The following is an 11,892-nucleotide window of genomic DNA, read 5'->3' as shown; positions in this document are numbered from 1 at the left end:
TAGTGCTTGACATATAGAGCGATGATTAAAATTCAATAAATAAAAGGGTGTCCTAAAAGTTCAATCTCATTGTTATTCTGAGCTTACTGAAGCATATTTACATCTGAATCACAGACATTTAAACTTCAATAAAAAGATTATTTTCAAATGAAACTTTACTTTTCTGACATCCTCTTAAGTGCTGTTTACCGAGGGTTTTGCTCAATCAAAGAATTCAACTCGATCACTTTACGTGGAATTGGAAGCACATATCTTTTGCTTCCAGGCTTCAAGGTATATGTTTCACCAAACAATGTATGTGTGATTGTTTTAGTAGTCTTGGGATCCTTGTTTAATCGCTTTAAATCGAACCAGCGAAGGCCTTTAAAGATGGTTTCTCTTCTTCGTTCATCCAATATTATCTGCAAAAGTGCATCTGGATTTGTTTCGGTAACATCAGGTGTTCCGGCAGCATACCTATTTGCTCTCAGCTCATTTAAAGCAGTAAGAGCCACTTCAGCATCATTATCCCGCAATTTCGCTTCGGCTTCAATCAGGTATATCTCACCAAGGGAAATCCCCCTATTTACATCTGCTTCATCTGAATACCGATAACCATTGGAATCTTTAATAAATGAGTAGTATTTATAATTGGTGAAAAAGTTTTGGTAACGAAGATCTGTAGTTGTATCCATGAGGCTCATTAACTCATCTGACACGTAATATTTGCTGGATAAATCGCTGTTTTCCTTGTAAAAAATAACATCCGGCTTTTCCCAACCCGAATAAGGAGCCCAGTTGTCGAGACCAAAATCCGGTTGTCCTAGCTCATACTGCTCAATTGTATTGTAGTCTTTCAGTTCCGGCACAATTTGCAAAACTGAATCTGCATATTGCCAGGCTTTTGTATATTCTCCCTGATACAAATAGAAACGAGACAGCAATCCCAAAGCTGCTGGTTTTGTAGCTTGAAAAGTATATTCAGATTTATTTGAAAGCAATTTCACGGCCTGGTTCAGATCTATTAAAACCTGATTGTAGACTTCTGCCACTGCAGCTCTTCCATATTTGATGTTGATATCAGATTCCAAAGGCATAGGTACTCCAAGAGCCGCTGAAGCCGTATTTTCATCATAGTGTTCTGCATACAGATTCACCAAAATGAAAAAAGAATGAGCTCTGTTCAACAAAGCGGAACCTTTCACAAAATCTCTTGAATACTCGCCTGATCCTTCCGGAGCATCATCGATTTTTTCCAAAATATAGTTACACAAATAAATCACATGATAGAATCCTTCCCAATTCCCATCATTCTTCGAAACATCGAATAAGTGTTCCGCCCAAGTATAACTGTTTACAACAGCCGGATTTGCAGAAGAGGCAACATCTTCAGGAAGCTTGCAGTCATCAGTCATTAAAGTCTGATTTCCATGACCAAACGCAATTGCATTGGGTTCAAAGATATCGAAAGCATCCAAAATCATTCCCATATCGTCTACTGTCTTAGGAATCAAATTCCCTTTTGGTGTTTCATTTACAAAATCCTGACAGGAGAAAAAAAGCAGGACAATAAGGATTATATATATATTTCTCATAACGAACATTTTAATTTTACAGATTTAATTTCAAACTTACTGTATACTTAGCTCTGACGGGCAAACTAAACGGTGAGTCATAACCTGACGCAGATAAATAATCTGTGTCCAAATTATACCTGTTGGCAGCCCAATACCAAAGGTTCTCAGCATTCAGACGGATAGAAGCATCTTTTACTGGTAACTTTTCAATTAATTTGTTCAATTTATATTCCAAACTAATGCTCTTCAATCGGATGATATCTCCTTTGTCTACAAGATAATCGCTGTACTTCACAACATCGCCTCTGTCAAATGAAGCATATCCAGGACTTACATCCAGTTTAGGCGCCCATTTGGTCAATTCGTCTCCAGGTTTGGTCCATCTATATTTCTCCGACATCCATTCTGTTGGAGTAAAATCTGTAAAAAAGGAATTGTCCGGCGAAGGCATTCTCACCTTATGTCCAAGTTTATAGGTTATCATGATTCCCAAACTTAGATCTTTGTATCGAAAGGTGTTGGTAAGGCTTCCAAATACAGGAGGAGTACTTCTGCCCATGAATCGATGATCATCAATAGTAAGCTTACTCAGGTCAGTATAAGGCAGAATTGTATCATCCCCCTTCTTTTTTATTTGTGGCTCACCGGCAGCATCCAAACCTGCATATGGAACGGCTGCGATATAGGAAATTGCTTTTCCTTTCAATGGTGATTGAAAATACAAGCCTCCTGATGAAGGAGTATAGTTAATGTCTGTAACTTTATTGTAATTGTACGAAAAATTGGCTCCCAAATCCCATAAGAAGATTCGGTTGAGAATGCGTGCATTTAACGAAACATCGAGTCCTCGATTCAATACAGATGCCGCATTTTTTAATACTGAGCCCCAACCAGATGTTGCATCATTATTAACGGTACTTAACAGATCTCTGGATCTTTTTTCATAGAACTCAAAAGTACCATACATTCTTCCTCCCAAAATTGAATAATCCACTCCAACATTAAGCATATTTGTCTTTTCCCAACCCAACTCTTTATTTTCAGGATTTGTAATTGAAAGAAAATTCAAACCACTCAGGGAGTAAGATTGATCAACTTTACCTACAATATCGGGTCCGGTAGATTTCTCAATATTTCCGCTTAAACCATATGATACTTTTACTGCCAGATCATTGATCCAATCACTTTGGAAAAACTCCTCTTGTGACAAATGCCATTTTCCTCCTACTGACCAGGAAGGATTGTTTCGGAATTGACTTGAATTGACCAACATATTGGTCTGGTCTAAACGCACACTTGCAAACAGATCATACTTGTCCTGATAAGAGAGATTCGTAGTACCAAAATAGGAAGCATATTTCTCTAAAGTTTCTTCCAATTCCGGAGAATAACTTAAATAGCTTCGTTTTCCGGTATAACCTTTAAATTTGCCTTCCTGAAGAGAAGCTAAATCAATTGCCTCGTGAGCCATGCTTCCCTCATCATAACCAAACAAACGATTACTGCTATATTTTGTTTTCAAGGAATACAGCTCATTCCCAGCCATAAACTTTATTCTGAAATTGTCTGTATTTATAGAATATTGCAATGTATTTCTAATGGCAAAAGATTTTAACAGGTCATAAGAAAGGTCTAGAATTCCACCTTTTTTAGGTAAATGCCAAGCTACTATTTCCGGTGTTTCTGTATCAGAAACTTCAGTAAAACTATTCTTCATATCTCTCACATAGTCATGCTCTGATCCATAAAAGTTACGTCCTTCAGTCCTTCCTGTTTCATAACTTCCAAAACTAGTGAATTTCAAGCCCTTAATTAACTCAATATCTAATTTTAAACTAGTCGCAACATTAGTTGTCTCCTTTGTTTTGTCATTCATTCTTACCTTCCGGAGGTTATTTTGACTCCAATCAAGAAATCCGTTAGTATCCAAAAGTTCTCTGTACCCATCGGAAATACTATGATTCTGATCAACATATGCCCCATCTTCATCTAAAATTCTTTGGTAGGGTAACATTTTCCACGCACTGCCATTACCATTATTGTTGCTTTTTTGGTAAGTTCCACGTAGTCCAATCTGAAGATCGATTCCTTTAGCAAGATTTAAATCTGTATTTCCAATAAAATTGATTTTATCAGCAGAGTTCCCCACCAATTCCTGATCAGTTTTGTCATAGTTAATTGAAAAATAATGAGATGCTTTATCTGTTCCGGTAGTTAATGAGATATTGTGCCGCTGCACCGTTTTTCTCTGATAGAATAAGTCTTCAATCTGAGATTCATTATCGAAGGCTCCGATCTCAGCTATTCGTGCCCTTGCCTCATCCAATGAAATACTTCCCTTCTCCTCATAATCAATCCATACTTTCTGCACCTGATTGTAGCCATCGGTATCCGACCATCTAAATATTCCTTTCCCCAAACTTCTCTCAAACTCCAGTTCTGCATATTCAGAAGCATTCAATCTATGATAATCACCGATATCAACTTTATCTTCAACACTGTAACTTCCTGTATAGTTTATAGATAATTTCCCATCCTTTTTCCCTCTTTTAGTAGAAATCACAACTACACCATTTGCAGCACGCACCCCCCAAATAGAAGCCGATGCAGCATCCTTCAAAATAGAAATCTGATCAATATCGTTCGGGTTAATATTAAGATCCGAACTTTCCAAAGGAATTCCATCAACAACAATTAAGGGTTTAGTACTTGCGTTAAAAGTACTCTGACCACGAATCATTAGATTATTGTCTTTATCGACATAAACACCGGAAGCTGCTCCAATCAGTTTTTCTCTAAAATCCGTAGAAATAACAGCATCTAGTTCTTCACTTTTTAAAATTTGAAATGATCCGGTAGCTCGTCCTTTTTCAATAGTCTGAAGACCGGTTACAACAACCTCTCCCAAAGTTTCAGAATCAGCTGACAAGATTACATTCTGCACAACTTGTCCATTATAAGCTACCTCTTGAGATGTCATACCCACAAAAGAGAAAATCAAAAATGCATCTTTGTATTCAACTTTAATGGAATAATTTCCATCAATATCGGTTGCTACACCATTACTGGTTCCTTTAACAACAACTGATACTCCTGGCAGAGGAATACCATTTTCGTCGGTTACGTTACCAGTTACCCGCTTTTCCTGCACTGCTGGTGCTGGTGCTGCAGCAGGAGCAACATATTCTCTTTTCGAAATGATAATTACATTATCATCCAACTGATAGTCTAAACCGCGTTCATGCAAAACATCTTCCAAGAGCTCTTTTAAATCCTGTTGATCAGCTTCGAGACTAACGGTTTCCTTTCCCAACACCAAATCGTGGTTATAAAGAAACTCGTAATCGGTTTGATGAGCAATCTCCGAAAAGAACTCAACAAGACTGGCTTCGTGCAAATTTATGTTTACCGCTGCATTCTGACCTTTTACACTTGCCGAGAGCTGACACACACACATCAGCATCAACATCACTAAAAGTTTCATACGCATTAGGGGTTTCTTCCATCCACTTTCGTAATGAAAGCGAATACGTTTCCAATTAATTTTCATAGATTTGTAAGGTTATGATTACACATTCGTATTCATCAATTGATTCCACTCAGGGATGAATACAGTAATTATTGTTATCTCGGGTTTGTTCGCGCAAACCCGTTTTTTCTACTTATGCATTGGGGGTTAATCTTTTTGGGTTGTTTTTTCTCATTGGTTGGTTTTTTATTTCATTTATTTTCTTTGAACAATTATTGTTTTATCCTTAAATAAGAACTTTACCTCATTTGTTTTTTCAATCATTCCAAGCAAGCGATCCAGGCTCTCATATCTTTTTAATGTTCCTGTAAAGTTTAGATCTCCTGCCTCCCTGCTCTGATAGAATACTTTCACATCGTACCAGCGCGATACCCGGTTCATGATATCAGTCAAGCTCGATTCCTGAAAAACAAACTTTCCATCTTTCCATGAGGTATATAAATCAACATTTACTTTTTTATTTTTCAGATCACCGCTTTTCTTTGAGAAAACGGCCTGATGTCCGGGATTGAGTAATACGTTTTCCTTAGGATTCTTATTATCCATTACCGAAACACTTCCTTCAACCAGTGTAGTACGTATGGCGTCTTCGTCGGCGTACGACGAAATATTAAAATGAGTTCCCAAAACACGTACATCAACACCCTGTGTTTTCACTATAAACGGACGGGTCTTATCCTTACTAACCTCGAAATAAGCTTCTCCTTCCAGCAACACCACTCTTTTGTTGTCCGCAAACCGGGTAGGGTAACGCAGGCGGGTTTCGGAGTTTACCCAAACTTTGGTGCCATCTTCCAATTGTAATTGATACTCCCCACCTCTTGGTACAACCAAGCTATTGTAAGTTGTTTTTTTGTTATCCGTTTTTGCACTAACATTGTAAACCAAAGCAGAACCGGTATTACTAATTACGGTACCATCTTTTTCCTTAATTTCATCTTTCTCCTTCTTCTCATCCAAATTCAATACTTCACCATCATCTAATATGAGCTCGGCCTTTTGTGATCCGGGCTCAATTGCAGCCAACCATTGTTCCTGTTTCGCGATTCCTGAATCGGAATTGCCGAGATACATCATTACAGAAAACAATCCAAGCATCAATAAAACTGAGGCTGCATATGGCATTGCCTTCTTAATAAATCTCATCCGAAGAGTTTCCCTCGATTGCTGCATCTTTCCAAGATACTTTTCAAATGCCCGCTCCACATTTGCCTGCGGTAATTGTAACGCTTCCTTTGAGCTTGCGGAGAACATCTCCAATCCTTTATAAAAGCGCTTATTTCCATTCTCTTTCAACCACAATTCCAACTCATGTTTCTCCTCATTGGTAGTAGGCTGTCCCCCAAGAGACCTGGAAATAATATCAATAATTTTTTCTTCCATTTGTAATTAAAATTCAATCTATCGATTAAGTGTATACACCTTTAAGACAGATCTGTTTAGATATGATGTGACAAAAAATTAACTTTTTTTCACTATTTAGTAAATACCGGCTTTCAAATAAGAAATAGTAATCCATTTATAAATCAATAGGCTTATAATTATCCGTTAAGAACGGGTAATATCAAATTAACATCAAAGTTGATCTTATAAAATGTTTCTTTTCAGCTATATCTTCGTTAAAGAAGATGCAAGGTAACTCGGCTATCTTTTGCTTTTTTGCCTTGATCCGGCAGAAAATTATTCCATTTTATTTAAAGATACTTTTGAAATTAAATTGGTATAAGTTAATAATACCTAGTAGAATAACCTGCAAGTAATTCCACGTTAAAACCAACTTATTTTGATTTAAAAGCGAGGTAAGACAAAATTCTGTTTTATAATCGCTGCCACAAAAGCGATACAAAAAGGTCTATTTATGAAAAAACAGTAGATAGAACAGGTGCGGCGATTTGAGTTTTTCTCTCAGGAATTTAAATGCACGCACCATATGAGTACGAACAGTATTTATGGTAACACCCAGTTCTTCTGCTGCTTCATTATAAGTGTATCCATTTACGCAGCAAAGCACAAATACTTCTCTGCATTTTTCCGGCAATTCGTTTATGGCCGAATAAATTAGCTGAGAATTCTCAATGGTATTGGCATTTGCTTTAGGGGCAGCCTCTTCTTTTTCCAAATGATCTATATCATGAATCAGCTTTTGTTCGCGCTTGATGTAATTCAGACAGGAATTTCGGACCGATCGAAAAATATAAGACTGAAGATTTGTTGTAACTGATTTAAATCGTTTCTTCTCCCAAAAATCAACAAAGAAATCCTGAACAATGTCCTCGGCCGCTTCCGAATCTTTTAGAATACTATTTGCCCACAAAAATAAATCCTGATAATATTTCTTAAAGAATGCCTCATAAGATTTCCGACTTCCGGTACGCAGCAATTCAGTAAGTATATCTTTTGATTCAGGCATATTCGGTTTTTAGATCGTGGTTAGCGGAAGCAAAAATAGAATTTTTTTTGAAAGAAGAAAACAGTTGTTTTCAAGACATTTAGAATCGGATTATCGGCTTCCGCTATTGGCACCCATACCTAATTAACAACAAAAAACAATACGTGTTAAATCAACTCCAATTTACTGAATCGGGAAAACTTGGCACATTTGACAGATTAAATTTCTATTTATTTGACTTAATTTTAAAACCGTTTTTGAAATATGAGATTTATTAGGAGTTTATTTCCGGAACAAAAAGGTAACCCATCGGCTGGTCATCAACCGGATCGTTTTGAGACGCGAGTTTGGAAGAGGAGGCCGATGGGCCCTGAAATATACAATTTATACATTCATAAGTATGGATTATCAAAATGATTTTGAAACAAATAAAGAAGAAATTCAAGCTTTTCCTTTAAAAGATGTAAAACTACCCGACACTCCAATCGACATTGTTGCTGCAGATGCAGAAACATTACAGGTAGAAGCAATTGAAGACAAAGAAGCTTTAGTTGCTGCTGGCTTGGATTGGTCAAAAACTGAAAACTTACGAACACGTGCAGGTGCTTTGCGCTACTGTCAGGCTGTTTGGATGAGTGAATACCGAGCCCGACAAGAAGCTCAGAAAGAATGGCTCAATTTATCGCCTGAGGCATATAACTTTAGAGATGAAATGCTTCATCACTTTAGTTTTGCTTATCGGGCATATCCTGATATCAAAACCAAGATTGCACGAATTCGTGATGGAAACGGACATGCCGACATGATTCAGGATTTAATTGAATTAGCTGTATTGGGTGAAAAATATCCTGAGCCATTAGCAGTCATCAATTTTGATGTGACATTGAATCAGAAAGCAAGAACAACCGCTCGTACTATGTCGGAGCTATTGGCGGCCTCAAATGGTTCTAAAGATGATAGCAGTGCCAATAAAGTGATCCGCGATAAAGCGTATACCTTACTTATAGAAGATATGCGTATTATTCGTGAAATTGGACAATATGTATTTTGGCGAAATCCGGAACGAAAAGAAAAATATGTGAATACTTATAAAAGAGGATAAGCTTAAACCCTTAATTTTACTATCCCGCGGAGTTTTCCACCCCTTCTCCGCGGGTTTATTGTAATCCTCCGGCAATATATTGCAGTCCTCCACCAATATTGACCACTCATCCAGCATTATTTTTGAGTTCTCCGGCAATATTTCATAGTTCTCCAGTGTTATTCCTTATTTCACTAAGGATTGTTCAATGAACTATGTCACTTTAATCAATATCTGACTTAAACAAAAAAACAATTCCTATTCATACAAAATCTGAGACAGTATCCTTCAAATGTTTGGCTGGGGAAAAACAAAATCCATCCCCGTGGCGGAGGTGGATTTAGCTATTGATATGAGTAAAAAACGCAGCAGATTTAATTTTTCCCATTCAAAAATCCTGCTGACCACAAGTCATTTTTTTGATCCTCAGGAGCCAATTCCACTGATTTTTTAGCTTGAATTATCGCATCCTCTTTTCGTCCTGCTTTATTCAATATGCAGGCATATGTATCAATATTCTCAAAATTGGCATTCAATTCAACAGAGCGTTTTGCCATTTTCACAGCTTTATTTACCAATTCTTTATCAAGATCCTCTTTTGCTTCAGCAATAGTCCATGCATATTGGTTCAAATTCTGGAAGTTGTTAAAATCATACTTTATTCCATAATCAGCCATTGCCTGATAAAATTTTTCCTGATCAGGATCACTTTGAAGCATATTCATATCCAAAAATGCAACCATCTTTGTTCCGACTTCTTTGTCGAGAGCAATTAACTCTTTCTTTTTAAGACTTAGAGCCTCCAGATCGCCTTTACGAACCAATTGTGCCATTTCACCGAGCATGGTATACTCCAAAAACTGGTCAACCTGTGCTTTATCGGCTACAGCATAAAATTTGGTTTTATTCTTCAAAACAAACACATAGATTGGATCTGATACGGAAGTCACAACATTTGCAATTAATTCAGCATCTTCTGAATTAATCAGCTCTTCTGTTTTTTTACTTGAAAAATAGCTGTCAACAGCCTCTTTGGTATCAATACCAGCTTTTGTAGAGGTCATGATGTATTTTTGCATGAATTCCGAACTGCGATTTCCTTTTTCGAACTGTTTATTTAGTGCTGCCCAGTTATTTTTTGTATCCAAAGCTACCCCAGCTGTTTCCAACAAGGTATTTGCATCACCGGCTCCCACCATTTTGTGCTGAATATTGCCTTCGGCATCCAACCACAATAAAGTAGGAAAAGCAGAAACCTGATATTTTTCCATTAAAGGTTTTCCTGCTTCCGATTCCATATCCATTTTCACACTCACAAAATTCTTGTTAAAGAAAGCTCCAACCTCATCTTGGGTGAAGATATTCTTTGCCAACATTTTACATGGTCCACACCATGTGGTGTAACAATCCATGAATACGATTTTGTTCTCTTTTTTTGCTTTTGCCAAGGCTTCTGAGAAAGTGCCGTGTTCAAACTCAATACCTTGCGAAAATGCACCTGCAAAAACGAATAAGGCTGCTAATGATAAAATTATTTTCTTCATGTGTTTTATTTTTTTTGTACTTGATGAATGTTATTAAAGATCAGTCTATAAATATTTCTGTCTTGTTTATAAGACAACTAAAACCTAGAATAAGGTGAAAGCTCAAGTGTAAAATATTGTTACAATTCATTAACGATAAAATACAAAAACCGACTGCAATCAAAAAACAAGCTGATATCATCGGATATTATCAATAAATTTTCTGGAGAATCCACATAACGGACATTACAAAAACGTTAAAAATTAAAACCAATGCCCATAGCAACTGTGAACATCACACTTTTCATTACCTCTAATATTTTTTCTTTTTAGATTGCTTATTGAAAACATTAAATTGGCTAAAATCCATTTATTTTATTCATAAAAAAACACCTCCAAAATGGAGGTGTTTTAAACATACTGCCTGCGTATTTATACACAGGTCTTCAAGTAATCATCTTGCTTACTTTAAAAGCTCTTCCAATTTCTGATCCAATGCTTCTCCTCTCAATTTATCATCCATCACTTTTCCGGTTGATGCATCCACTAAAAATATGGCAGGAATCGTTTTCACAAAATAAAGATCATCTACTCCCTTTTCGTTCAATAAATTTGGCCATGCCATTTTTTCTTTGTCTAAAGCTTTTAGCCAGGCTGCTCTGTCTTCGTCTTTGGAAATACTGATAATTTGCAAACCTTTCGAAGCATACAATTCATACATGTGTTTTAAATTTGGTATTTCTCTTCGGCAAGGACCACACCACGATGCCCAAAAATCAATCAGAATGTATTTTTTACCTTCCATTAATTCTGATGAATTAAAAGCTTTCCCTTCCCGGTCGGCCAAGGTAAACTCCGGAGCTTGTTTACCTACAACTCTTTCCGGATAAAGTTCCTTTTTCACCAATTTCCCATAGTAAGAATTTTTAGCTTCATCTGAAAATTGTTCATACAAAGGGATTTGTTCATCGGTAAAATAACTCATCGATTCCAACATCACCAAAGGTCCCCACCAAGAATCCTTACTTGTAAGAATAGCTTCGTTAGTTGTTTTCTCAATGCCATCAAAAAAGCCTTTTTCAGCTAACGCAAAAGCTTGGTAACTGTCCAATTTTTGTAAGGAATCAACAAGAACTTTATTCTTATTATTCTGAGCATTTCTTACGGCGGCTAAAATCGCTTCATGGTCTTTATAATACTTCTTGTGTTGTGCCTCAAATTTATCTTTTAATGCTAATTTTTCCTTGTAAAGATCATTTGCATTTGAACCATTTACCTGAACATCAGAAAAATTCACAAAAGCTCCATTATCATTTTCCTCGAAAACAGCCTTTGCTTTTAAGCTGATCTCTGAATTTTCAAGCATTATTCTAAGAACCCCAACGTGATCAACTACCTGCAGATAAAATAAACGTGGTTCTTCCAATTTACCTGAAAATTCAAATTTTCCGTTGGTTACAATTGCACTTGCAACAGGCTCTTCCTTTTTATGCGTTGCACCAGGCACCAATTCTACTTTTGTCCCCTCTTTCAGTCCGCTTATTTCGCCACTAAATGTGTAATCTGCGTTTTTTTGTGAACATGCAGTAATCATTACTATGAAAACGAATACTACTATGCCTGAAATACTTTTTTTCATTGTTTTAATTTTAATATAAAATTATACCTGTGTTGCAAACCAACAACTTTTGAATGTGGCTACTTAATTTTTTCTTGCTGAGTATTTACTTCTGTCTGGTTCATCTGTTTATTTTTCCTGTTGGTTAGAGCTAAGGTAAAAACAGTCGTCCCGACACAACAGTAAGAATCTTTCA

General features: G+C 36.6%; 7 protein-coding genes. 1 reads left to right on the top strand and 6 read right to left on the bottom strand.

All coding sequences use genetic code 11. From position 1 onward, the window contains the following. Nucleotides 1–185: 185 nt before the first annotated feature. The 4 genes from QUH73_RS01350 to QUH73_RS01335 form a co-directional block, all read right to left on the bottom strand. Entirely contained in the window at nucleotides 186–1,574 is a 1,389-nt protein-coding gene (locus QUH73_RS01350; protein WP_289528668.1) for a RagB/SusD family nutrient uptake outer membrane protein, read from the bottom strand. 16 nt (nucleotides 1,575–1,590) lie between these two features. Continuing rightward, the gene (locus QUH73_RS01345; RefSeq protein ID WP_289528667.1) at nucleotides 1,591–5,106 is read right to left on the bottom strand and encodes a SusC/RagA family TonB-linked outer membrane protein; all 3,516 of its coding nucleotides are present in this window, start codon (nucleotides 5,104–5,106) and stop codon (nucleotides 1,591–1,593) included. 174 nt (nucleotides 5,107–5,280) lie between these two features. Then, nucleotides 5,281–6,468 (bottom strand): FecR family protein, encoded by a 1,188-nt coding sequence (locus QUH73_RS01340; RefSeq protein ID WP_289528666.1) that lies wholly within the window; start codon nucleotides 6,466–6,468, stop codon nucleotides 5,281–5,283. A 469-nt stretch (nucleotides 6,469–6,937) separates the two neighbouring features. Next, nucleotides 6,938–7,495, bottom strand: coding sequence for an RNA polymerase sigma factor (locus tag QUH73_RS01335; RefSeq protein ID WP_289528665.1), 558 nt, complete (start codon nucleotides 7,493–7,495; stop codon nucleotides 6,938–6,940). 379 nt (nucleotides 7,496–7,874) lie between these two features. Between QUH73_RS01335 and QUH73_RS01330 the strand changes: the two genes are divergently transcribed. Next, nucleotides 7,875–8,576: a hypothetical protein gene (locus QUH73_RS01330; RefSeq protein ID WP_289528664.1), complete on the top strand. Its 702-nt coding sequence runs from the start codon at nucleotides 7,875–7,877 to the stop codon at nucleotides 8,574–8,576. Nucleotides 8,577–8,929: 353 nt separating this feature from the next. On the opposite strand, the gene QUH73_RS01325 is transcribed toward QUH73_RS01330, so the two are convergent. After that, the gene (locus QUH73_RS01325; RefSeq protein ID WP_289528663.1) at nucleotides 8,930–10,099 is read right to left on the bottom strand and encodes a thioredoxin family protein; all 1,170 of its coding nucleotides are present in this window, start codon (nucleotides 10,097–10,099) and stop codon (nucleotides 8,930–8,932) included. Between the two features lie 442 nt (nucleotides 10,100–10,541). Further along, nucleotides 10,542–11,717 carry a TlpA disulfide reductase family protein gene (locus tag QUH73_RS01320; RefSeq protein ID WP_289528662.1) on the bottom strand — a complete coding sequence of 392 codons (1,176 nt, stop codon included), beginning with the start codon at nucleotides 11,715–11,717 and terminating at the stop codon, nucleotides 10,542–10,544. Between the last annotated feature and the right edge of the window lie 175 nt (nucleotides 11,718–11,892).

Source organism: Labilibaculum sp. K2S (assembly GCF_030372765.1).
Classification (GTDB): domain Bacteria; phylum Bacteroidota; class Bacteroidia; order Bacteroidales; family Marinifilaceae; genus Labilibaculum.
This window is presented reverse-complemented; position numbering and strand designations above follow the sequence as displayed.

What these genes read in the sequence shown, in the direction of transcription:
- QUH73_RS01345 (WP_289528667.1), bottom strand. Translation starts at nt 5,106, where the DNA reads ATGAAAATTAATTGGAAACGTATTCGCTTTCATTACGAAAGTGGATGG.
- QUH73_RS01350 (WP_289528668.1), bottom strand. Translation starts at nt 1,574, where the DNA reads ATGAGAAATATATATATAATCCTTATTGTCCTGCTTTTTTTCTCCTGT.
- QUH73_RS01330 (WP_289528664.1), top strand. Translation starts at nt 7,875, where the DNA reads ATGGATTATCAAAATGATTTTGAAACAAATAAAGAAGAAATTCAAGCT.
- QUH73_RS01335 (WP_289528665.1), bottom strand. Translation starts at nt 7,495, where the DNA reads ATGCCTGAATCAAAAGATATACTTACTGAATTGCTGCGTACCGGAAGT.
- QUH73_RS01325 (WP_289528663.1), bottom strand. Translation starts at nt 10,099, where the DNA reads ATGAAGAAAATAATTTTATCATTAGCAGCCTTATTCGTTTTTGCAGGT.
- QUH73_RS01320 (WP_289528662.1), bottom strand. Translation starts at nt 11,717, where the DNA reads ATGAAAAAAAGTATTTCAGGCATAGTAGTATTCGTTTTCATAGTAATG.
- QUH73_RS01340 (WP_289528666.1), bottom strand. Translation starts at nt 6,468, where the DNA reads ATGGAAGAAAAAATTATTGATATTATTTCCAGGTCTCTTGGGGGACAG.